The following is a 23,819-nucleotide window of genomic DNA, read 5'->3' as shown; positions in this document are numbered from 1 at the left end:
TTTAATCTTTAGCAAAGAGCCACCAAATGAAGATAACAAAGCAAGCGTTAGAAAATGCCGCTGAAGCGCAAATTATCTCGCATCAACAAGCAACTGCGCTTTATGCCTATTTAACTTCGCAAGCGCAACATTCACCGGCATTTACTTTCACCCACGTGTTGTATTACGTAGGCGGGCTTATTGCTATTGGCGCCATGACCCTTTTTATGAACTTAGGCTGGGAGGCATTTGGCGGTGCAGGTATTGTTTTTATTTCAGTGTTGTACGCTATGGCTGGCCTCACATTAACACATTATTTCAGTAATAAAGGACTGACGATACCCGCGGGGATCTGTGCCACCTTTGTTGTTTGTTTAACCCCATTAGCCATTTACGGTTTTCAGCTATGGTTGGGCGTATGGCCAGACGACACCGAATATCGCAGTTACCATCGCTATATAAAATGGCATTGGCTTTATATGGAGCTAGGCACGTTAGCCGTGGGGACAGTTCTTGCGTGGAAATATAAATATCCGTTCATGTTAATGCCAATTGCCGTAACCTTGTGGTACATGACCATGGATATAGCCGCCATGCTATCTGGAGGAGATAGCACATGGGAGTTACGAAAACTGGTCTCAATGTATACCGGCTTGCTAATGATTGGATTAGCATGTTGGATTGATTTGCGCACACGCAGCAATGCTGATTTTGCGTTTTGGATTTACATTTTTGGTGTGATAGCGTTTTGGTGTGGCTTGTCTTTTCAGTACTCCGAAAGTGAATTATCTAAGTTCATTTACTTCTGTATTAACGTGCTAATGATTGGTTTCGGTGTGCTATTAGGACGCAGGGTGTTTGTCATTTTTGGTGCACTGGGTAGCTGCGGTTATCTAGGCTATTTAGCATCAGATGTATTTAAAAACAGTTGGCTGTTTCCAATTGTACTCACCGCCATCGGTCTAGGCGTAATTTCCTTAGGTGTGCTATGGCAAAAGCACGAAACACGCATTACACAATGGGCGCGCGCTAAACTTCCTACATTGATACAAGAGCGATTGAAACAGCGGGGCTAAGTTCTAACAATGAGAAAAAATACGTCCCTTTCAGCCTATGTAAAAAAGCGCACGGGCGTTCCTTTAGGCCATAACAAATCATTGCCCAATATGCTTTCTCGCTCGTTGGGGGCAGGCTCTTTTCCACTTTTTTGGCGTTACTGGAACCCCATTTGGAGTTATTATTTATCTCGCTTTATTACAAGGCCGGTGAACAAGCATTTCCCCATGTGGCTTGCTATTTTCACTACGTTTTTGGTGAGCGGTGCGCTGCATGATGTTGCTGTATCAGTGATAAAATGGAAGTTCGTTGCCTTCTTCACACCTTGGTTTGGGTTAATGGGTATATTAGTCATTACATGCCAAACGCTTAATGTAAATTACAGCAGTTTACCTTGGGCTGTTCGCGCGCTGATAAATGCGAGCTTTGTTCTGGGTAGCCTTTTTGCTATGTACGCGTTAGAGGCGACATTATTTCCCTAACCCTCGTATTGTGAAACTAAAACTCACTACAATGGTCAATAGGCTATTGGTAAACATAAGTGCATGCTGCGCAGTAATATTGTTAAAGGAACTACATTGAAATTATTCATAACGCTTTTTTTTACGCTAATTTTGCTCTCAGGGTGTGTTGTTAAGAGCGATAAACAAGATATCGCTGCGTGCAGAGATATTGCAACACGAAGTGATGTTCAAAAAAGTCGAAATGTTGATGCTACACAAGCACTTTGTTCTGACTACCGAAGTAAGAAACGGGCAAAAGAAGAACGAAGAGAATCATTTGAAAAAACGGCCAATTTTTTATTCGGGCTGTTTGATGACGACGACAATTAGTCTAGAGAAACTGTTTAATCCACAAGACGCGAATGGTGAGGAGAGCACAAACCATGAGCGCCTTATCAAACAAAAAAGTTAACGCAAATAAATAATTGCGCTACAAGCCAAAACGGGAAACTCCAATAGTGCAAATAATACAAGATGATTTGAGTAGTGGTGAAGTCATTGCTCTTTTAGAAGAGCACCTTCGAGACATGTACGCAACATCACCGCCAGAAAGTGTACATGCCCTTGATATTGAAGCGCTAAAGTCCCCTAATATTACCTTTTTCAGCGCATGGATAGATGGCGCGTTAGCTGGCTGTGTTGCATTAAAAGCATTAACGGAAAATGACGCCGAGCTAAAGTCCATGAGAACAGTAAAATCGTTTAGAGGACAAGGGGTTGCTTCATCCCTATTACTTTTTGCGCTTGAACATGCGAAAATAAAGGGGTATCGCTCGGTGAGTTTAGAAACAGGTACTCAGGATTATTTTTCTGCGGCCCGTCAACTCTACAAGAAATTCCACTTTGAAGATTGCGAACCATTTAGCCATTATCAGCTAGATCCGAATAGCCACTTCATGACCCGAGCCCTTTAGTCATTTGGCTCATTGGCCTTTTAAGAGAAATTACTATGTCGTTACCTCCTTGCCCTCACTGTCAATCTGAATATGTTTACGAAGACCAAGCGCTACTTATTTGCCCTGAGTGTGGTCATGAATGGAACCCAAACGAAGTTGAAGAGCAAGTATCAGCCAATGACGCCAACGGCACGCCACTGGTCGCTGGAGACAAAATTACAATTGCCAAAGATTTAAAAGTAAAAGGCAGTTCACTGGTATTAAAAATTGGTACCAAAGCCGTAATTCGTCACGTAAAAGAAGGTAAAGACCACCAGCTAGACTGTAAAGTGGACGGTGCTGGTGAAATGATGCTAACCGCACAATTTGTGAAGAAAGCCTAACTGCTACCTTGGGCCTGTTACTCTTTCAGGCCCTACTTTTCTCTCTTCAAGTCCTTCATTGCACTGCACAATTAAGCGCTCTTAAAGCTTTAGTTACGGCCTCTTTCACTAAAGCGTGTTGACCATTGCGATACGTTTTTGCAGCAAAGTGTACCGCAAAGATCAGTACGCTCTAAATTACATACTAAAAGTTAGCAACCTCAGTCACTATGGTATCAGCAAGAAGGCTGATGGCTTTCGATGTCACTTTTTGTGGGTTAAGCAAGCACACGCCCATGTAACCCAGTTCAGGTAGATCAGCGCTACTGGGTAATATATGTAACCCAGAAGGCACAGAGCTTTTAGCTAATACGGTAATACCCAACCCTTCATTTATGGCTGTTTGAATGCCATTTAAATCAGCAATGGTATAAACCACCTGCCAAGGCTTTTTAATGGCGGTGAGCAAATTAATTGCGCGCTTTCTGTAAGTGCACGGACTAGGCGCCGCGATAAGCGGTAACTTCTGCGGCACGCTATTGACGAAACGCTGACTTCCCACCCACACTAATTGGTCGGTGGTGATGTAACCGTCTTGTGTCGGATCGGGCGTTTCTTGAAGTGATAAAATTAAATCAAACTGGCTCTTTAAAGGCTCGGTAAGAAGGTCTTTACTTAGTGCACAATGCACTTCTAGCGACACTTCAGGGTAAGTCTGCGTAAAACGGCGAATAATCTTGGGCATAAGAATGGTAGAAAACTCACTGGGAATGCCCAACTTTATGTTGCCTGTTACTTGTGGCTTGCCAAACTCAGCCATAGCTTGGTCGTTCATAGCCACTATTTTTTCACCATAGGTCAAAAGCTTGCTACCCGCGACAGTAAGTGAAAGGCGATTTTTATCACGGGAAAACAGTTTCTCGCCAACCATTTCCTCTAGTTTCTTAATTTGTAAGCTAATTGCAGGTTGTGTGCGCTGAAGCTGCTCAGCGCACTGCGTATAACTTCCTGTTTGCGCAATAATCACGAAAGAGCGCAAAAAGTCGATAGACAAATTCTTCATGGTTCTACCACATACGAAAAATACAAACATTTAATAAAGTTATGATGCCATATTTTTTATTAATTTTATTTATTCTTTTTCAAATTCTACTATCAAAAAAAGTCATTTCTTTAAGGACCCTACATGAATAACCTTAACCACACGCTCACAGAGATAGATCCGGACATCGCACAATTCATTGAACAAGAGGATGCGCGTCAAGAACATCATATTGAGTTGATTGCGTCTGAAAACTATACCAGCAAAGCCGTTATGCAGGCGCAGGGTAGCCAACTTACGAACAAGTACGCTGAAGGATACCCGGGCAAACGCTACTACGGCGGCTGTGAAGCTGTTGATAAGGTTGAACAGTTGGCAATTGACAGAGCAAAGGCGTTGTTCAACGCTGACTATGTGAATGTACAGCCCCACTCTGGTTCGCAAGCGAATACCGCTGTGTATATGGCGCTACTTTCTGCAGGCGACACCATTCTTGGTTTAAGCCTTGATCACGGCGGTCATTTAACCCATGGCGCAAAGCCCAATTTTTCAGGCAAGCTTTATAATGCCATTCAATACGGCTTGAATACCGACACGGGTGAAATTGATTACGAGCAAGTTCAAACTCTCGCTAATGAACATAAACCGAAAATGATTGTGGCGGGTTTCTCTGCCTATTCACGCATTGTTGATTGGCAACGATTTAGAGACATTGCTGATAGCGTTGGCGCGTATCTATTGGTAGACATGGCACACGTAGCAGGTTTGGTGGCCGCGGATGTTTACCCTTCTCCCATTGAAGCTGCGCATGTGGTTACCACTACCACCCATAAAACCCTGCGCGGTCCACGTGGCGGACTGATTATGTGCAAGGCAAACCCCGATCTTGAAAAGAAATTTAACTCGTTAATCTTCCCGGGAATTCAAGGCGGCCCACTTATGCATGTCATTGCCGCAAAAGCCGTAGCGCTAAAAGAAGCCATGTCTGATGAGTTTAAAGCTTATCAGCAACAAGTTGTTATTAATGCACGTGCCATGGCAAGTGTGTTTATAGAAAGGGGCTTTGACGTAGTATCTAATGGTACCGACAACCACATGTTCTTGTTAAGCCTTATCAATAAAGGTTTAACGGGGAAAGAAGCCGACGCTATTTTAAATAGTGTAAATATTACGGTGAACAAAAATACCGTTCCCAACGATCCACAATCGCCTTTTGTGACCAGCGGTATTCGCATAGGTACACCAGCGGTAACATCTCGTAATTTTACTGAGAGCGATTGTGCTCAATTGGCACATTGGATTTGTGATGCGCTATTGTCGGCGGGTGACAATAGCATTCTGAATACCGTTCGCGAAAACGTGGCAAACATCACCGCGCAACGCCCAGTTTACGCACAATAGTGTTGAATATTAGGGCAAGCACTTATCAATAATGGCTTGCCCTAAGAAAAGCGTTAGTTAAACCATTTCCACCAAATGAAGACAACTAAAAAGCCAAATAAATACACCAGTCCTGCATAGCTTAAAATTCGCACGAGCCTATTAGGCGAGGCGTCTTCATGTAGCACTGTTTTTTGAACAAGTCTGTGATTAAGCCACGCAAACATTGGCGTTGTTACAAACGCTAATGTCATCGCAAACCCAAGCATGGCAAGTAGCGCTGACTTAAAAAATAGTACAATAACAAAGCTCAATACAGCCATGGCTAGTAATACTGGGGTAACCAAGGCATTGCGCGCCGCCTTCTCTTTACTCGTTAGCAAGCTTATCGCTTCAGCAACTACCCTCGCATACCCATCGTATACCGTCAGAGCAGAGCCGAAAATACATAAGAACGCGACTAATGCAATCAACCAATGTGCCCACTGACCAATGGTAGACGAGTACATACTGATGAGCTGATGTGAAAAGCCAATACCACTGCTACTTAACTCAACGCCACTGCCATATAAAATTAATGCGCCAAGACCAAGAAAGAGCAGTGCCAATAATGCCGTTACGCAGTAGCCTAAATTGAAATCGAACAAGGCTGTTTTGGGTGTAACCGCTTTACTCGCACATTGGCGTTTTAACCACAAAGAAGTAATGGAGGAGATTTCAATTGGCGCAGGCATCCACCCCATTGTTACCACTAGAAAACCCAATGTCGCTAGGGTATACGGAGAAGGAGGATTGAGCGGCGCTTCTACCCCGCTGTGATTGCTTAGTGCCACTATGAATACAGCAATAGTCGCTACAATTAACACACCCATTATGGCTTTAGCGATATTGTCCAGCCCTTCGAAATGCCCAGCCAACAGAATAAGTAAAATAAGCCCAAGTACAATGGCTGCCGACATGGTGATAGCGATATCAAAGGGGATGAAATACGACAACAAACTAGCTGCAAACAACAATAACGCAGCAGCATTAACAACAGAAGCCACCATATTTAGCGCGAGTGCAAGTGCAAGATATCGCTTCCCCATACCAAGATAACCTTGCTGTAAGGTTTGTTTGGTACTAATGGTGTAGCTTACTCCAGCTCGGAAAAAAGGGTACTTGAGCACGTTAACGAGTAATATAAGTAGCGCTAACTGCCAACCAAATTTAGCACCAGCTTGCGTAGAAGCGACAAGATGGCTTCCCCCAACCGCTGCGGTTGCCATAAGTACACCAGGGCCCAATAGCTTCAATAGCGCCCCACATCGGGCAAACAATGACAATTCAGCAGGGTTTGACAAGACAACCTCGGTTAACAGCAAAATAAGGAACTCACCTTAGCAGTTAACCAATTTTGAGGAAAGAACCCTTCGCCTGTAAAATCAAGGGTATGAATCAAGTCTTCACACAGACCAGACAGGCGAGATAAGTTAAAACTCGATCAGCGCTAGAAGGTATACAAGGCCCCCGTAAAGACAAATGTAGTATTGTCTGAGTAATCCCCTCGCTCAAAGCCCTCACCTTTCAGTAAATAGGCACCGCCAAGAGCAAGTCGCAATGAAGGCAGTACTTGATAACGCCAGCGCACTTCAAATTGATGACCAATAAAGCTGTCTACACCTTCAGGTGCGCGGTGATACCAAAACGATTTATACGCCGCCATAATATTGTGTTGTTTAGTGGGCTTAGACACGCTTCGAAGGCCAATTGATTTTAGATTTCTACGGGGCATACCTTGATAAACATCAGTAGGCCCAATATCAAAACGCCTTACGCCGTATAACCCGTCAAAGTCGCGGATAGTATCGTCAGCACTATTATTATCACCGCTAAAGAAGTCAATTTCAGCGCGCAAAAACGTATGATCAAAAACTTTCCGCCCTAAATAGCCAAAGAATAAAAACGCGCGAACGTCTTTTTCCACATTGTCGCTTGCTGATGTGGTTTGATGAGATGTGCCCACTTGCCCAATAACCTCAACATTTGCTTCCCAATCATCAAAAAGAGAGGTGGTGTAATCGAGAGACAATGAGTACAAGTCACGATTTTTTGTGTTTAAGTCGTCTGCGTCATCTTCTTTAAACCAGTAACTCTGTATTTCCAGCGCTTTGTCAGGTGATACTGCAAAGAAGCCAAAAAGCCTGCGCTCTGAGAAGCTTTTGTCAAAAGCCCTTTCGTTATCATCTAAGGCGTCCTGTGCTGTGGGTAGGCGACTAACTGGCAATAAATAAATGCCTTTTACACTCCAATCGTTTAGGTTGCTGTCGATTTCAATACCGTCAAAAGTGTTGGTCGCATTGCGATACACAGCCTTAGATATTAACCGTCGACTCCCATAAGTGAGCTCCATCCTTCCTAACGAAACAGATTTGATCACACTGTTATCATTCGGCGTGTAAGTAGTGTAGAACTGAAGAGGTTCAAGAGTATTGACTTGAGAAGAGCGAAGCGTTGGGTCGTTATCATCTAAAAACACCCGAGAATCTTGCAATTCAGCGGTGAATCCCCACGCATCCCACGACATATTTGCCTTCACCCTAAGCCTTGAAGAAATTCGGTCGTTAGTTCTATCTCTACTTTGCGCAGAGGATGGAAAGATTGGGTTATTCAATGATTCATAGCGCAATCGATAGGAGCCACTTACGTCAAAACTCGTTTCATCTGCCTGTACAATACAAGCGCTGAAAGCTAATGCCAAAACCGCGAGTTGCTTTACATGTAAACCACGGAACTTACCTTTTGATCTCGCTAACATGACTAATCCCAAGTGTTAAATCAGTGAGTTATGAAGCTCAGTATAGAATGTAACTGGCGAATTGCACTTGGCCTTTAGAATATGTTCAACAATTTGTGCTATCTCCGCAATTTGTACTACGCTGTGTTTATAAAAATATTCTTGAGATAACTTACCTGATGTTGAATATTGATAACCTAAGTGTTCGTAAAAAACTCTCCCTTCCTTTGAGTTTGGTGATGATTTTAATCATCGTTGTAAGCATCGTTAGCCTACAGAACAGTCGCTTTTTAGCCAAAAACACACAAGTATTGTCATCGGTCTATACAGAAGCCATTAGCACTTCCCTGAATGCTGACAGAGATTTATACCAAGCACACGCTGCCCTTTTAGAATTTATGCTTAACGACCTTTTAGGCGCTGGTAATACCAACGTTTATCTTAAGGTTTACGAGGAAAATGCCGTTCAAGCAAAAGACAGAATGGAGAAAGTAAGGTCGCTAATTTCTGACTCTCCTGCGTTGCTTGGTGTACTACGTACATTCGACAGCGACTACAAAAACTGGCTTAGTTTTAATGACAGAGTGATCGCCATGGTGAATAACGGCGATGTTGCAGCTGCGTCATCACTGTACCAAAGAGAAGGAAGCCCTTTATTTGAACAACTAAGAACTAATTACGATAAAATTGGCGAGGCCGTTAAGAATCGTTCCGACGAAATCACAAAAGAAGGGCTAGCCTCTAACAGTTCACAAATGGTAGTTTTAGGCATTGCCATATTGCTCGCCATTGCTGCGTGTTTAGTAAGTTTAATTATAGGGCCGCAATTGATCACTAATCGCATTAACACTATGCGTAAAATGCTGTCCTCGATTAGCGAAGGTGAAGGTGACTTAACCCAGCGACTTAGCACAGCAGGTAACGATGAAATAACCCGTGTAGCGGAAGAGTTTAATAACTTCATAGAAAACTTACAGGGCTTAATTTCCATCATAAAAAAACGATGCTATCTCGTTGAGTGAAGCGAAAGTTACACTGGCACAAACCTCTCAATCCACCTGCCAGTTGTCTCAAAGTCAAAGTGATAATTTGGACCAAGTGGCTACCGCAGTAAACGAATTAAGCCAAGCCCTTCGCGAGGTTGCCGAAAATACACAAGTGTCGCTTGCTGAAACCAAGTCCACCAATAACGATGCTATCGAATCTAAAGACGCACTGACCAAGTCAATGCAAAGTATCACGACGATGGAATCCACCATTTCCCATTCGAGCAAAGTTATCGAAAAGCTAGCAAGTGAAACATCGCGTATTTCTTCGCTTCTGAATGTTATTCGAGATATCGCTGAACAAACCAATTTGCTTGCGTTAAATGCAGCAATTGAGGCTGCGAGAGCGGGTGAGCAAGGTCGCGGATTCGCCGTGGTTGCTGATGAAGTTCGCTCACTGGCCAATAGAACGCAACAAGCGACCAGTGACATCAATGCCATGTTGATCAACCTGAACAAGGGTGTTGATGAAGCTGTGGAAGCCATTGAAAAAGGCGCTTCACAAGTTACCGATGTGGTCGCGCTATCGAATAGTCTTTCAGACACCCTGATAAAAGTATCTGAATCAGTTTCTAACACCACAGATAGAATTTATCAAATTGCGGCCGCCACTGAAGAACAAAGCCAAGTTGTAGACGCAGTAAACAACAACATATCTTCGCTAAACGTACTAACCTTAGATGTTGTTAGAACCGTTGAAGCGGCCAATAGTGCCAGTGAAAACGTCAATGCTGTAAGCAATAACTTGATGGCCAATGTGGGGCGCTTCACGGTTTAGTATTCAGTTGTTGTGGTAAGGCGGTTCAATTACAAGCGTTTTACCACTTCAACTATTCCAGACATTCCTTGGTTTATTTTTTTGAATATGCCATCCACATGACTAATAAGTTGAACGCCTTTTTGCGACTTTTCTTGAGCTGACTCTATGTTTTTACTCAAACGTAGCGTTAGTTCGTTATTACTTTTCACAACATTAGCAATTTCCGAGGTAGAATTAGATGTTCTTGCCGCCAGTGTTCGAACTTCATCAGCAACCACGGCGAATCCGCGACCTTGCTCACCCGCTCTCGCAGCCTCAATTGCTGCATTTAACGCAAGTAAATTAGTTTGTTCAGCAATAGCCGATATCGTATTCACAATGGCATTAATTTTCTCAGACTCATTATTAAGCTCTTTTATATCAACAAAGACAACGCCAATATCTTTGGATATATCATCCATTGTTCCTACGCTGTGCTCTAACGTTTGCTTGGCTTCAGCACTCACTTGTTCGGTCTCAGTTGCTGTTGAATGTACCGCTTCAATTGTGTCTTTAATACTTTGAGTTTGTTGAGTTACATCTGACACAAACTTAACAATTCGGTTAACACTGCCATCTCTGTTTAAAACAGGATTGTAGACGCCTTCTAACCACAGCGTATTCCCACGAGAGTCAACCCGCTCGTATAAACCTCGTTGAATTTTTCCTTCTTTCAAATCCTTCCAAAACTGCTTGTATTCAGTGCTAGAACTAATTGATTCGGGACAAAAGATCGCGTGGTGCTTTCCAATAATATCTTCCGCTCGATATCCAACTACATTTAGAAAAGAGTCTGTCACTTCCAATATATAACCATTCACATCAAAAGATATTCCAGACATCGACCTTTCTATTGCTTCTAGTAGCCCTGCTTTTTTAATTTCAGCTTCATTAAGCTTTGTAATGTCAGTCGCTAGTTTAACAATACTAGTAACTCGTCCATTCTCATCGAAAACTGGTGTGTAGGAAGCTTCAATCCAAACCGTTCCACCATCTTTCTTTATACGCTGGAATCTATCTGAAGATGACTCGCCCCGTGCTAATTTACTCCAAAACTCTCGATATTCACTTGAATTGACCTCTTGAGGCAAGCAAAACATACGGTGGTGCTGATCAACAATATCACTTAATTCGTAACCCATTGTTCTCAAAAAAAGGTCATTTGCAGTGATGACATGACCTTTCGGGGTAAACTCGATATACGCAAATACTTTTTTAAGGGAAGTAAGAACATTAAACTCGTGTTGATAGGCTGGACTATTAAATTCCTTTTCTTGGTTCTTTTCTTTTTTGTTCCAAAACATACAAATAGCCTCTAGAGAGTTAACAACAAATCATCAGAATAACTTGATAATAGTACTATTTCTGAGTGTATGTTTAGCAATCACAAAAATTATATACATTAAATTGCCACACTTTAAATTAGGCCAGCGCTGCGTTAGGGTAAACAAGAATTTTAAGTAGAAGCGAAGCCAAAGAGGTAAATGACGTGCAAGCCATGAAACGTTCAATTATTGCAGATGTGGTGGCCATTGCTGCTATTGCACTGTTGATCACCATTACGTTTTATTGGATTGAAGCACGTCGTGAAGTTATTTATTTGTGCGATAACTTCACACCAGGAGTGTCGAAAAAAAGTGTGTTGCGCCAACTCGATACCGCTGACTTGCTAGTCTGGGACACGCATTTTATTGCCAATGGGAGTCATATAGACGCCTACAGCCCTTTGCATCTTGGTATTATGCAATGTAGCATTGAGTTCAATAAACAAGATATTGTTGTATTCTCAACGGTAGAGTAATAGCCACGAGAGGCTTGGAATATACTTTTTGCCTGTTCGCTTTTGGTGCAACGTTTACATGCATGCAACACCTTGTTCACTGCAGTTACAAAAGTCGTAAAGCGAACATTACCCCTGCCTATAATTTCGACTGAATTAACTTTTCCAAGCACTGTATCACCCACCACTGTAAACGTATAATTACGCTGTGTTTTCTCAACAAAGGTTTTTATCATGCAAAAAACCAAGCACAGTGTTATCGAAGATGTTTTCGCGCTTGTCAGCGCCGGCTTATTTGTGGCGTTTGGCGTATTTCTTTTTCAATCACAAGATTTAATGGTTGGCGGTGCAGCCGGCCTTGCCCTATTGGCGACGCATGCGTTTGATATCAATTTTGGCGTGTTGTTCTTTTTGATCAACCTGCCTTTTTACGCATTGGCGTGGACGCAAATAAGCAAGCGATTTACGATAAATACCTTTATTTCAGTCACGACCGTTTCGGTATTAACAGAACAAATTCCATCGTTTGTCGACATTGGTCATGTTAACCCTATTTTTGCAGCCATTTTTGGCGGTATTCTTATTGGTGTAGGTATGTTAATCATGTTCCGACATGCATCGAGCTTAGGTGGTGTGGGTATCATGGCGTTCTATTTACAGCAGCGTTTCAACCTACGCGCAGGTACATTCCAGTTAGTCGTAGATACCAGTATTTTATTATGCTCACTTGTCTTTATTAGCTGGCCACTAGTGCTAGTGTCTATATTGGCTGCATTTTGCTTAAATATGGTGATCTCTCTTAATCATAGACCGGAGCGCTATTTCCCTGTGCAATCAGACAACTCTGTAGAAGCTAAGCAAAACGAGACAACACCAGACCACAATGCATTATCTGGTGATATGCACCCACAAAATGGCTAGAGCGTGAAATAAATAAAAAGCCCGACCATTCTATTGTGAATGCATCGGGCTTTTTTGTAACTTTGTAATATAGCTTAAATTTGTATCTTAAACGTCTTTCTTTTGCACTTACTGCTTCTTTTGTACAGGTCTTGACGGTCGACTTACTACTCCACGATTGACTCTAGGACGAGAAAACGAAGTACGCATACAAACCTCACTTATGAGTTTTGCTCAGTGCAGTTGGAGGTGAAACATTCACTACAATCCTACTACTAAGCATGTCTAGTATAGACCAGTTGAGGGGTGTTTAGCCTCATTCTTTTGGTGAATAGTTGGTGATAAATTTGTATATAGAGGGTAAATTCACTGGGGACACTATTACAACTTTTTAGGATTCAAAGCCTTAGATTAAAGGTACTTTACAATTCTGGGGACTCGCTGTGAGACTCGAGTCATTAGCTCATAATCAATCGTTCCCGCACAACGGGCAACGTCACCAATACTAATATGCTCTCCCCACAATTCCACCATATCGCCTAGTGCAACATTGTTGATATGAGTAACATCAATAGTGATCATATCCATTGAGACTCGCCCCACTAAAGACGCGCGCTGCCCACGCACCATAACCGGAGTTCCATTTGCGCAATGACGAGGATACCCGTCGGCATACCCTATTCCCACAGTCGCAATTCGACTGGGTTTATCTGCCACCCAAGTTTGCCCATAACCAACACCTTCACCCGCTGGTATATCACGTACAGCAATAATGCTGGCTCTTAGGGTCATTGCCGCACGCAATTCAAGAGAGCCAATATCACCAGTTGACACTTGCCCACCGTAAACGCCTAACCCCAAGCGGTTCCATGCACCTCGTGTTAATGCGTTATTCACAGTAGCGGGAGAATTCGCCAAACTCAGAGGTAAGTTCAGCGGCGCGACATGATGCATAAACGCTTGACGCTGTTTCTCCGTAAACCCATTGTCTACATCATCTGCACATGCAAAATGGGTAGCAACAACAGTTTCATCGGTAATGAGAGCCTGATAACGAGACACAACAGAAGCTATTTCTGAGGGAGCAAAGCCAAGACGATGCATGCCACTGTCGACTTTAAGCCAAATATGAGGCCGCTTACCCTCTGGACAGGCAAGCAACCATTGCAATTGTTCTTCGCAATGTACAACCAAAATGCAATTATGTTGAGATGCCATTTGGCATTCTTTCGCTTGATGCGCCCCTTCAAGCACCACAATAGGCGCCGAAATCCCAGCATCGCGAAGCGCTATCGCTTCCTCAATAATTGCCACAGCAAATCGAGAGGAAACATGTTGTAAAATGCGCGCCACATTAATTGCACCGTGGCCGTAGGCGTCCGCCTTCACCACAGCCATAGACTTACTATTCGGTGCCAAAGCTGCAAGTTGCTTAAAATTATGCAGTACTGCGTCAGCATGAATAATAGCTTGTGTTTGTCGACTCACAGAAAAACAACTTCCTTGAATGAAATTAGACGTTAGCGCCTATATCGTTAGAACAAGAGGATTTGGAAAGGAAATTGTATCACGAGTTTCATGAAAACGTGCTTTAGAATAGACAAGTTAGGCAATTCATATCGAAGACCATCTTCACTGAAGAACAATATGCATTTTCTTGTTAGCATAGCCAAAGTACCTGTTGTTTTTTTGTATGCGAGTTTTGGTCTATCAACAGGTCCGGCTAACTTTCGTATTATACAGCATCACTAAGGCTTTTTAATGTCCAACGAACATGCACACCTTCATACTTTGGCCCACTCTCTAGAGCGAATTGTATCTGAGGGGCGAAACCCGAATACTTTAGATATCGATACTTTGCCAAGTGAAGGCATTTTAAAGCGTATCAACAATGAAGATAAAAAGGTGGCACAGGCTGTTGAGACTCAAATACCGAGTATTGCCCAAGTGGTAGATGCAGCCACTACCAGTATTCAAAAAGGCGGCCGTTTAATATATATCGGGGCTGGTACCAGTGGGCGATTAGGCATATTAGATGCTGTTGAATGCCGCCCCACGTTTAGCGTTCCAGACTCATTGGTTGTGGGTATTATCGCAGGAGGCAATAAAGCCCTTGTTCACGCTGTTGAAGGAGCAGAAGACAACACTGCAGCGGGAAAGATCGATTTAGAGAATATAGCCCTTCACATGAATGACACTGTAGTGGGATTATCTGCTAGTGGGCGCACGCCTTACGTAAGTGGCGCACTTGAATACGCCAAATCGCTAGGATGCGCTACCGCAGCAATTGCTTGTAGCCCCAACGCAAGTATTTTTACATACGCAGATATTACCATTTGCCCTGTGGTGGGCGCAGAAGCCCTTACCGGCAGTACACGTATGAAGTCAGGTACGGCGCAAAAAATGATTCTGAACATGATTAGCACCGCTACTATGATCAAACTTGGGAAAACTTACCAAAACCTAATGGTGGATGTGAATGCTACCAATGAAAAGTTAAAAGCTCGCGCACTTAGAATTGTTATGCAAGCCACTGAATGCGACGAAGCAACAGCGCAAAACGCCCTCACCGAGTGCAATAATAAAGCTAAGGTAGCTATTCTTATGATACTGACGGGTTTGACGTCAAAAGGCGCCAGCGAACAGCTTAGTGAGCATCAAGGCTATTTGCGACATGCCATCACCTCTTCACACTCTAATAACTAGATTTCTAAACATGCGAGTTTTAATCATTTTCTGGTGCACGCTTTATACCTTTGCTGGTAGTTACTATGCCAACGCAAACGCGACGCTTACTGAGTCAGTCCATGCTAGCAACGCCGTTAGCGCTAAGAAAGAATTAGTCATGGGTGCTGAACAGCTCAGTACTTACTTACCATTATTAGAAGGTAAACGGGTTGGATTAGTGGTTAATCAAAGTGCCCTTTTGCGAGAGTTTGATGTAGCGCGCGATGTGAAGAACGATATCAAGGGCGGTGTGAAGCGCCATGTGAAGTTTACGGGCGAGTCGAAAATGGACATGGCTGCTCAATACACAAATAGCACACATTTACTCGACAAACTGCTAGCTAAAAATATCAATGTTACTGCGGTGCTGTCCCCTGAACATGGTTTTCGCGGTGACAAAGGCGCTGGTGAAAAGGTCAACAACCATATCGATGCAAAGACTGGATTGCCCATTTTTTCACTGTACGGCAAAACCAAAAAGCCAACACCTGAGATGCTGTCCGATATCGATACCCTTGTCTTTGATATCCAGGATGTGGGCGTAAGGTTTTATACTTACTTAAGTACGCTGCATTATGTGATTGAAGCAGCCTTTGAAAATAACATTGATGTGATTGTGCTCGACCGCCCCAACCCCAATGGACGATTTGTAGACGGCCCTTTACTAGAAAGCGCTTTCTCATCATTTGTGGGTATGCACCCCATTCCCGTATTGCACGGCATGACGCTTGGCGAACTGGCCAATATGATATTGGGTGAGAACTGGGCTGACATCCCTGCTGATAGCACCTCTACTCTAACGGTTATACCTATATCAAACTACGTTAAACAGCAGATTTATTCGCTACCTGTTTCACCAAGTCCAAACTTACCAAATGATGCCGCTATAACCCTTTACCCCACATTGTGTTTTTTTGAAGGCACTGATATCAGTGTTGGCAGAGGTACAACATTTCCTTTTCAATTAGTTGGTCACCCGACAGTACCTATTGGTGACGACCGTATAACGGTGAAGGCTAATCAGGCAGCGCCTTCTCCAAAACACGAAGACACAGAACTTTACGCCACCATGTTAGTAAACACTAACACACATAATTTTACCAAGAATAATAAAATAGAAGGGCTAAACATTGAAATGATAGTAAACACTTACAAACAGTTTAATTTAATGAAAGGAAAAGATGATGTCTTTTTCACTCGCCCCGCGTTTTTTGATAAATTAGCTGGTACGGATCAACTACGAAAAATGCTAGAAAACGGTGTAAACGCAAAGCAGATACGAGATTCATGGCAACAAGATTTAGAGGGGTTTAAACGCAAACGCCACTCTTATTTACTCTATCCAGAAAAAGAACAAAAATGAGCAACTAACAGGCAGCTATCGCAGTCTCGTTTGTTCGTCTTACCAAATTGCTAATGATATAGATGGCCGTTACATTTGCCAATTCAAGTTAACTATTTCGTAAACTTGAGCACTCAAATATTCCTGTTTGTAGTGGTTACCACGTCATCATCTTGAAGCTTTTGATTTATCAATTCGCCTAACGTTTCTTCAATTTTCTCTTTTTTTAGCTTTAGTTCTGCTTTATTTTCTCCTTGTGCATTTTCTAGTTGAGATTCAATTTCAGCTAACGCTTGAGTAAGTGAATCCTTAGTTCTCGCCTGTTGTTGCGCTTGCTCCGCTTTATCAAAAATAACATTCTCTGGAGTATTTTCTACAGTGGATGAATAAGCATCAGCCATAGCTGTTGAAAGAATGTTCTGTCTAGGTGTTTTAGCCAATATTCTAGAGCCCTCAATTTGTGGTCTTTGATTAACAAATGCCGGAGAAACTATCTCTATATCGTTGTTATGTAGGGTATCAAGAACGGCTTTGTGTAAGCGAGACCGCGCACTCACTAAACTATTAACCTCAAGCAACAAGCCAGAAACCCGATAACTAACAGAGAAATCACCCAAGGATATTACTTGCACAAAAGGATCTGACAGCTGTGCGGCCTTTGCCGCTTCAATCAGGAAGCGCTCTACCAAGCTATGGTGTAGATCATACCCTAAACTCAACTCAACGCTCACCACCGCTCCCGATGCTCGTGTTACTGACACTGGAGAATTCACCATCAACGTATTCGCAAAGGCAATGAGCTCTCGACTTTCGGTTTGGATCTCGGTATCTAGTAACCCCATTTCGGTCACTCTACCGCTGTATCGGTCTACCTTAATAAAGTCTCCCACCTTAAATGGTTTGTTTACTCTAAGGACGATACCCGCCATTAAATTACTGACTATAGTGGTAGAAGAAAAGGCGATAACACCAGAAAGCAATACTCCGATAAGAGCAATAACTTGGTTTCGTGTACTTTCACTAACCGGTAATGTCATCGCAATTACAACAGATCCTACAATAGTAAGTACCAACATACTTACTTGTCTAAGCAATTTTTGCTCACTAGAAAGGTGCCCGTGTTTAGCCAGTAGAAAATAATGAAGCCCAGCGAGGCTTCCCAAAACCAAAACAATTACGATAATCAACGGGATGAAAAGAAAAATAACGTTAAGTAGGTTGTCGAGAAGATGTTGTGAGTCCATCTGGCGCTCCTTATTGGATTTTACTGTCAGAAAGTAATTGCATCTTACTGACAGGGGATCGCCCTTGTGCTTTTATTTTACCTGTCAATACATGAGCCAATGCATTAAATACGTGACTATGTACTACTGTCGCTTCGTTTACTTCAGATTCTATGGTTACTACATAGCTAAACGTAGCAATCGCAATATCTGTAAAAGGTTTAACCTCAGCGGCTATATAGGGCATGCGAAACGGTGTAAATACCACGGTTTTGTCTTCTGATTTGGCAAACTGCATCATTTCTTTCGCAAACGCGTGAACATCATCCAACTTAGCTCTTTTAGCTATGCTTTCTTTATTATCTAGACCGCCTAGTTCGTAATTAGCATGTTGTGGAGTGATATCTCCAACGATCAGTACGTTGGATTCAGTAATAAGGCGCTTGGTCAACCGTTTGTTCGGCAAAGAGGTAAGTGGTAAACACGCGAATTGAAGCTCTGTTTCGGCATTTCCTTGTATCTTAAAGCTCTTCAGTATTGCTGATTCAAACGCTAAACATCTTGCTGTATCAGGCATTAGTGCTAACCACTGTTTCTGTGTGAGCGGTAAATGAGATTTGCCATACAAAACGGTGGCTGCAGCTTCAGAAAGCGCTCTCTCAAGATATTTACCCTTATGAGAATGGGAACTAGAAGTAGTGTTGGAGGTATCGCTCCGCCCTTTAAGTTCTTTTATCCACCATGATTGGGGTTTACTAACAAACTTCTGCAACTGATAACGTTGTTTGACTTTATTAATTCGATTGTACGATGCCTTAAGGATATCAAGATTCTCTTTGCTGCTTTGCAAGCGCCTAGAAACCGTTTGCATCAAATGACCAAATTCTTGAATGTCACTGTGGTTGCGTATTGTGAATGGCATTAAAGCAATATCAGCACCGGCTTGAAACGCCTTCAACATAGCCTCCTCGGGCTCAAAAAACTGCGAGATTCCACCCATATCAAGTGCGTCAGTTACCACCACCCCTTGATAACCAAGCTGAGCTCTGAGTAAATCTGTGATAATTCGCTTCGATAGCGTGGCAGGTAAAACTTGCATATTCCCTTTTTTGTCTTCCACCGTCGTGCTGTCCAAAGACGGATACTGAATATGCGCTGTCATCACCATGGCGGGAGCACTTTCACTATTGATAATACTGGCAAAAGGCAGTATATCACTGGACATAGCATGTGAACGCGTATGATCCACTCGGGGCAACCCAGTATGACTATCAATATGAGTGTCACCGTGACCGGGAAAGTGCTTTAGAGCGCTAATGACACCAGCACCTTGCATTGCTTTCACAAACGCGCCCCCCAATGCGGCAACTTGCTGAGGTTGCTCAGAGAAACTTCGTATATTAATGACGGGATTCTTCGGTTCACTGTTTACATCTACCGAGGGCGCAAAGTTTGTGTTGATCCCCAAAGGCAATAGCGTTTGCCCAATGTAAGCGGCAATATTCTCAGAAAATGCCACGCCGTGATGATGAAAACTGGCACCTATGGCCATATTGCCTGCAAAAGGAGGAAGCAATGCTGATGGTAACCGAGCCACTCTGCCGCCTTCTTGATCTACAGCGATAAATAATGGTGACAGCCCCTTTTGTGCCATGTGCTGTTGCATGGTGTAATTTAAAGTAATTAATTGAGTGGAGTCTTTGATATTTTCGGAAAAAAGTATAACTCCACCAATATTGTGTGTACTGAGTAACTCTAAAATTTCCGAAGGGATCTCGGTCAATGGCGTGCGACATTGATTTGACGGTGTATCGTCATTACAGAAATAACGAAAATCCAGGATAATTTTTTGACCCAGCATTGCGTGCGTTTCTTTTTCCAATGCTAGCTCAGTCAAATTGGTTGTAAGTTGCATCGATGCTAGGCTCGTTAGAGTAGGCTGCGCTTGAGCACAAATGCTCCAGCCGAACAGAGCAAATAAACTAGCAACATACCTATTTAGGTGAGATGAAGAAAAGGACCTAAATAATTGAGAAAATAGCAATGTTGATCATATCCTTGGTATCACAACGAACAATACGGTACGCTACCATAAATTAGTGTGTAATGTGCTATGTGATTTGTATAAAAAGAAGCGCATAGACGCATGAATTGTAGTAAATATTGAGCCTGTCACCTTTATAACTTTAGCAGGTTAGTAGGTTATTCATCATAGGTTCACCCTTTGGTTTTTCTGACTAGACCCGCGAATTGACACTCGGTTACAAGGGTGAATTGCATTTCAAAAGCTCAGAAATAACTAAAACATTTAACATTGGAAAGAAGTATGGATTGGATGTCAGTCATCCCCCCTCTCGTGGCTATTGCTGTCGTTTTTTGGAAAAAAGAAGTCATCCTAGCTCTAGCATTAGCTGTGCTGTGTGCAGAGGCCCTCATTTTAGTCAATGCTGATATAACCACTAGCTTTATGGCCCCAATAAACGCTATTGAACGTGTTGTTGATACTGCTTCAAGCCCAGGTAATACCCGCGTGCTTATTTTCTCAGTACTTGTGGGCGCGTTACTCGCTTTTATTCGAGATTCAGGTGGTGTAACCGCAACGGTGAACTACTTGGTTGGCAAAGGCGTAGCAAAGAGTCGACGCCAAGTGGGCGGTCTTACCATGCTGACTGGTATTGCTGTTTTTATCGAATCAAACTTAAGTGTACTGACAGCCGGTATTTTCGCGCGCGGCTTGTTTGATCGCTTCTCAATGAGTAGAGCACGGCTAGCCTATATTATCGACTCTACCAGTGCCCCCGTGTGCATCCTGATATTACTCAATGGTTGGGGTGCGTTTATTTTAAGTTTACTCGACAGCTACGAACTACCAGCGTCTTCTGCTTCTATTCTATGGGGCAGTGTATTTTTCAATTTTTACGCCATTTTCACGTTGATAATCGTGGCCTACACCATTTCGGCCGACAAAGTTCACGGGCTGATGCAGGACGAAGAACTGGCGCTATCTAGCACCGAGGCAACCCAAGTAACCGAACCTGCTACGAAAGCACGCTTTATGTTAGTACCATTGCTTGTCATGGTGTTAAGCATGGTCGGCTTTATGTTTTGGACAGGCAATGGTGTACTGTCTGAGGGGAGCGGTAGTAAATCCGTTCTTTACGCGACAGCGCTTGCTACAGCCATTGCATATGGTTTGTTGCTTATTCACAAACGTTTTACCCACAAAGAAGCGGTAGATATTGGGTTTAAGGGAATGGGTGAATTACTGCCCTTGGTGACCATTGTGCTGTTATCACTAACCTTAGGAAACAGCCTAAAAGAATTAGGAACAGGCGTTTTTGTTGCTGGCATTGTGGGTGAATACTTACCCGTTGTATTAATTGTTCCAATGCTATTTATTGCTGGTGCCATTATGTCATTTACTACCGGCACATCGTGGGGTACTTTCGCCATATTAATTCCAATTGGTGTTCCCCTTATTCAAAGTTTAGGGTTACCCCCATCATTGGTAATAGGCGCTATTTTAGGAGGCGGAATTTTTGGCGATCACTGCTCTCCCATTTCTGACACTACCGCAGTGTCATCGTTGGCAGCAGGATGTGATGTACTCACACACGTAAAAACTCAGTTCCCCTATGCACTTTTTGCTGGGGCACTCACCCTTATTGCCTATTTTGTCGCAAGTTTAGTGATGCTGTAACAAACACGTACAGTGCGCTTTTATTCACACGCATGGCAAATCGCAGACACACTTTTTATGGATATAAAGGAGGTTATACATGATTAGCAAAATGACGAAGAAACTTTACCTAGTAGTTACTTTAGCATTTGTAGGTATTGCAGTTGGGTGCGCTTATGCGCCACAAGACACCAATAACACAGCGCATGTCGTAACCTCTTCTGAACTTAGTCAGCAAGCTGTTGCCATGCCTGACAGCTATAGCGCCGATGCCGCAATGCAAGTCTTACAAGAAGGTGGAAATGCCATTGATGCAGCCATTACGGCACAGTTTGTACTGGCAGTAACACTTCCTGAAGCGGGCAACGTAGGGGGCGGTGGTTTTATGACCATTAAGTATGAAGATGCTACCGACTTTCTTGACTACCGTGAAATGGCACCAAGTAAAGCCCATCGCGATATGTATTTAGATGACAAGGGCGATGTAAAAACCCATGAATTACTCTTTGGCGCTAAGGCATCAGGTATACCTGGAACGGTAGCGGGGATGTGGGCTGCGCATAAGAAATACGGCACGTTGAGCTGGGAGCGTCTGCTACAACCCGCAGTGGAGTTAGCGGAAAATGGTTTTATCGTGCATGAAAAACTGGCGGGCAATATTGCACATTATATTTCACGAACTCAAGAGAAAGGCATCAAGAGTAATTTCAGTCAGTACTTCGCTCACGCAAAAGCAAATACATTATTCAAACAGCCAGAACTTGCTACTACGTTAAAGGCCATACAAAGCAAAGGTAAAGCAGGTTTTTATACCGGTGAAGTGGCCGAGCATATTGTGGAATTCATGCAGCAAAACGGTGGCCTTATTAGCTACGATGATTTGTTAGCGTACAAAGCGGTATGGCGCAAACCACTGCATTTAACGTGGCAGGGCTATGAGCTTGTGACAGCACCACCGCCAAGTTCAGGTGGTGTAGCGGTAGCGCAGTGGATTGGTATGCTGGAAGCATATACAAAAACTCACACTTTGCCTGAACAAAACAGTACAGACTATATTCACGTGATGTCGGAAATTGGTAAGCGCGTATTTGCCGATCGCGCAGAGTATATGGGCGATCCAGACTTTGTTTCAGTACCGGTCGCAGAACTCACTGAGCCCACTTACATTGCGCAGCGCGCACAGGCTATTCAGCCACAAGAAATATCTGTAACCGAAACCATAAAGCCAGGACTTAAAGAGAGCGAAGATACTACACATTTTTCAGTAATGGACAAATGGGGCAATGCCGTTGCAAATACCACAACCATTAACTTAACGTTTGGCAGTGGTGTAGTGGTTGCTGGTGCAGGCTTTTTGCTCAACGATGAAATGGACGACTTCAGTGCAAAACCCGGTGTACCAAACTTTTTTGGTGCCGTAGGTGGGGAAGCCAATGCTATTGAACCCTACAAACGCATGTTATCGTCAATGACGCCAACCCTTGTTACCAAAGACGATAAGGTAGTTTTAGTTACAGGCTCGCCTGGCGGCACAACTATCATTTCATCAGTAACCCAGTCATTGTTGAACGCTTTGTTATATGACATGAGTGCAGAGGACGCCGCTAACGCACCTCGCTTCCATCACCAGCTTTTACCCAAAGACACCATTCGAATGCACGATGGTTTTGATGAAGGCACACTGAAAGCACTAGAGGCTAAAGGCTATATTATTGATAACCGACGCTTCGGTGATGTGCACTTAATTAAGCGCACGTCTACTGGTTTAGATGCTGCCTCTGAAAAGAGTGGCCGAGGAAAGAGTATCGTTTCTCAGTAGCCGGGAATGGCGTACTAAAACGAAAGCTACAACAAAAAAGCAGTATCAATGGGAACAAACCTAGATGCTGCTTTTTGCAAACTGTCTGCGGTAAGTGAAGGCACACCGTAAACCGTCACCGTTTTTCCTTTTGCTTTTAAAGTTTCAACCAAGATATCAAAGTCACCATCACCTGAAAGCAACACCACATGATCAACATGTGACGCGTGTTCTAATGCATCTACAGTTAGCCCAACATCCCAATCACCTTTCGCAGAGCCATCTGCTCGTTGGATAAAAGGCTTTAATTTAACCTCAAACCCAATTGCTCGCAGGATATTTTGAAACTCGCGCTGCTTGGTGTCGCCTTTATCTATTGCATAAGCAAAAGCCATTTGAATAGACATTTGTTGGCTAACACTACTCCACAATTTGTTGTAGTTAAAATTGCGTTTGTAAGCCTGACGACAGGTGTAATAAACATTTTGTACGTCGGCTAAAATGAGGGCGTTTTCCAATGTATCATCTTCT

21 protein-coding genes and 1 pseudogene are annotated in these 23,819 nt (G+C 43.1%); 14 read left to right on the top strand and 8 right to left on the bottom strand.

Annotated features, from left to right (window positions below; genetic code table 11):
- Positions 1 to 26: 26 nt before the first annotated feature.
- From EYR97_RS19835 to EYR97_RS19815, 5 genes are all read left to right on the top strand, one after another.
- Positions 27 to 1,055 carry a DUF2157 domain-containing protein gene (locus EYR97_RS19835; RefSeq protein WP_131095408.1) on the top strand — a complete coding sequence of 343 codons (1,029 nt, stop codon included), beginning with the start codon at positions 27 to 29 and terminating at the stop codon, positions 1,053 to 1,055.
- Positions 1,056 to 1,064: 9 nt separating this feature from the next.
- Positions 1,065 to 1,517, top strand: a complete 453-nt coding sequence (locus EYR97_RS19830; RefSeq protein WP_131095407.1) for an acyltransferase — start codon at positions 1,065 to 1,067, stop codon at positions 1,515 to 1,517.
- Between the two features lie 96 nt (positions 1,518 to 1,613).
- Positions 1,614 to 1,868, top strand: coding sequence for a hypothetical protein (locus EYR97_RS19825; protein WP_131095406.1), 255 nt, complete (start codon positions 1,614 to 1,616; stop codon positions 1,866 to 1,868).
- A 128-nt stretch (positions 1,869 to 1,996) separates the two neighbouring features.
- Complete coding sequence (locus EYR97_RS19820; RefSeq protein ID WP_131095405.1) at positions 1,997 to 2,452, top strand: GNAT family N-acetyltransferase; 456 nt, start codon at positions 1,997 to 1,999, stop codon at positions 2,450 to 2,452.
- Between the two features lie 35 nt (positions 2,453 to 2,487).
- Positions 2,488 to 2,817, top strand: coding sequence for a zinc ribbon domain-containing protein YjdM (locus EYR97_RS19815; RefSeq protein ID WP_131095404.1), 330 nt, complete (start codon positions 2,488 to 2,490; stop codon positions 2,815 to 2,817).
- A 184-nt stretch (positions 2,818 to 3,001) separates the two neighbouring features.
- Here the strand turns inward: EYR97_RS19815 and EYR97_RS19810 are convergent, their stop codons facing one another.
- A complete protein-coding gene (locus EYR97_RS19810) occupies positions 3,002 to 3,859 on the bottom strand; it encodes a LysR family transcriptional regulator (RefSeq protein ID WP_131095403.1) in 858 nt (285 codons plus the stop codon).
- 123 nt (positions 3,860 to 3,982) lie between these two features.
- On the opposite strand from EYR97_RS19810, the gene glyA reads away from it, so the two are divergent.
- Positions 3,983 to 5,239 carry a serine hydroxymethyltransferase gene (glyA, locus tag EYR97_RS19805; RefSeq protein ID WP_131095402.1) on the top strand — a complete coding sequence of 419 codons (1,257 nt, stop codon included), beginning with the start codon at positions 3,983 to 3,985 and terminating at the stop codon, positions 5,237 to 5,239.
- A gap of 53 nt (positions 5,240 to 5,292) precedes the next feature.
- Here glyA and EYR97_RS19800 read toward each other — a convergent pair whose 3' ends face one another.
- Both EYR97_RS19800 and EYR97_RS19795 read right to left on the bottom strand, forming a co-directional pair.
- Entirely contained in the window at positions 5,293 to 6,561 is a 1,269-nt protein-coding gene (locus tag EYR97_RS19800; RefSeq protein ID WP_131095431.1) for an NRAMP family divalent metal transporter, read from the bottom strand.
- 146 nt (positions 6,562 to 6,707) lie between these two features.
- Positions 6,708 to 8,015 carry an alginate export family protein gene (locus tag EYR97_RS19795; protein WP_131095401.1) on the bottom strand — a complete coding sequence of 436 codons (1,308 nt, stop codon included), beginning with the start codon at positions 8,013 to 8,015 and terminating at the stop codon, positions 6,708 to 6,710.
- Positions 8,016 to 8,173: 158 nt separating this feature from the next.
- Here EYR97_RS19795 and EYR97_RS19790 point away from each other — a divergent pair, with 158 nt between their 5' ends.
- Positions 8,174 to 9,016: an MCP four helix bundle domain-containing protein gene (locus EYR97_RS19790; protein ID WP_131095400.1), complete on the top strand. Its 843-nt coding sequence runs from the start codon at positions 8,174 to 8,176 to the stop codon at positions 9,014 to 9,016.
- The gene (locus EYR97_RS19785) at positions 9,009 to 9,818 is read left to right on the top strand and encodes a methyl-accepting chemotaxis protein (RefSeq protein WP_131095399.1); all 810 of its coding nucleotides are present in this window, start codon (positions 9,009 to 9,011) and stop codon (positions 9,816 to 9,818) included. Before EYR97_RS19790 ends, EYR97_RS19785 begins: the two co-directional genes overlap by 8 nt.
- Positions 9,819 to 9,916: 98 nt before the next feature.
- Here EYR97_RS19785 and EYR97_RS19780 read toward each other — a convergent pair.
- A pseudogene (locus EYR97_RS19780) lies at positions 9,917 to 11,032 on the bottom strand (methyl-accepting chemotaxis protein); the annotation flags it as partial.
- 296 nt (positions 11,033 to 11,328) lie between these two features.
- Here EYR97_RS19780 and EYR97_RS19775 point away from each other — a divergent pair.
- Positions 11,329 to 11,640 carry a hypothetical protein gene (locus EYR97_RS19775; protein ID WP_131095397.1) on the top strand — a complete coding sequence of 104 codons (312 nt, stop codon included), beginning with the start codon at positions 11,329 to 11,331 and terminating at the stop codon, positions 11,638 to 11,640.
- 213 nt (positions 11,641 to 11,853) lie between these two features.
- Complete coding sequence (locus EYR97_RS19770) at positions 11,854 to 12,540, top strand: YitT family protein (RefSeq protein WP_131095396.1); 687 nt, start codon at positions 11,854 to 11,856, stop codon at positions 12,538 to 12,540.
- Between the two features lie 390 nt (positions 12,541 to 12,930).
- Here EYR97_RS19770 and alr read toward each other — a convergent pair whose 3' ends face one another.
- Entirely contained in the window at positions 12,931 to 14,007 is a 1,077-nt protein-coding gene (gene alr / locus EYR97_RS19765) for an alanine racemase (RefSeq protein ID WP_131095395.1), read from the bottom strand.
- Positions 14,008 to 14,280: 273 nt separating this feature from the next.
- Between alr and murQ the strand changes: the two genes are divergently transcribed.
- The gene (gene murQ, locus EYR97_RS19760) at positions 14,281 to 15,225 is read left to right on the top strand and encodes an N-acetylmuramic acid 6-phosphate etherase (protein ID WP_131095394.1); all 945 of its coding nucleotides are present in this window, start codon (positions 14,281 to 14,283) and stop codon (positions 15,223 to 15,225) included.
- Positions 15,226 to 15,235: 10 nt separating this feature from the next.
- Entirely contained in the window at positions 15,236 to 16,609 is a 1,374-nt protein-coding gene (locus EYR97_RS19755; protein ID WP_242635131.1) for an exo-beta-N-acetylmuramidase NamZ domain-containing protein, read from the top strand.
- Between the two features lie 113 nt (positions 16,610 to 16,722).
- On the opposite strand, the gene EYR97_RS19750 is transcribed toward EYR97_RS19755, so the two are convergent.
- Both EYR97_RS19750 and EYR97_RS19745 read right to left on the bottom strand, forming a co-directional pair.
- A complete protein-coding gene (locus EYR97_RS19750; protein WP_131095392.1) occupies positions 16,723 to 17,832 on the bottom strand; it encodes a mechanosensitive ion channel family protein in 1,110 nt (369 codons plus the stop codon).
- Between the two features lie 10 nt (positions 17,833 to 17,842).
- The gene (locus tag EYR97_RS19745) at positions 17,843 to 19,726 is read right to left on the bottom strand and encodes a glycoside hydrolase family 3 N-terminal domain-containing protein (RefSeq protein WP_131095391.1); all 1,884 of its coding nucleotides are present in this window, start codon (positions 19,724 to 19,726) and stop codon (positions 17,843 to 17,845) included.
- 411 nt (positions 19,727 to 20,137) lie between these two features.
- Between EYR97_RS19745 and EYR97_RS19740 the strand changes: the two genes are divergently transcribed.
- Together EYR97_RS19740 and ggt are read left to right on the top strand one after the other, a co-directional pair.
- The gene (locus tag EYR97_RS19740) at positions 20,138 to 21,511 is read left to right on the top strand and encodes a Na+/H+ antiporter NhaC family protein (protein ID WP_131095390.1); all 1,374 of its coding nucleotides are present in this window, start codon (positions 20,138 to 20,140) and stop codon (positions 21,509 to 21,511) included.
- A 79-nt stretch (positions 21,512 to 21,590) separates the two neighbouring features.
- Positions 21,591 to 23,309, top strand: a complete 1,719-nt coding sequence (gene ggt / locus EYR97_RS19735; protein ID WP_404840977.1) for a gamma-glutamyltransferase — start codon at positions 21,591 to 21,593, stop codon at positions 23,307 to 23,309.
- Positions 23,310 to 23,335: 26 nt separating this feature from the next.
- Here the strand turns inward: ggt and EYR97_RS19730 are convergent, their stop codons facing one another.
- Positions 23,336 to 23,806 carry an NYN domain-containing protein gene (locus tag EYR97_RS19730; RefSeq protein WP_131095389.1) on the bottom strand — a complete coding sequence of 157 codons (471 nt, stop codon included), beginning with the start codon at positions 23,804 to 23,806 and terminating at the stop codon, positions 23,336 to 23,338.
- Positions 23,807 to 23,819 lie beyond the last annotated feature (13 nt).

This window comes from Alteromonas sp. KUL42, assembly GCF_006538325.1.
GTDB lineage: Bacteria > Pseudomonadota > Gammaproteobacteria > Enterobacterales > Alteromonadaceae > Alteromonas.
The sequence above is the reverse complement of the archived record's forward strand: the minus strand, read 5'-3'. Positions and strand labels throughout refer to the sequence as shown.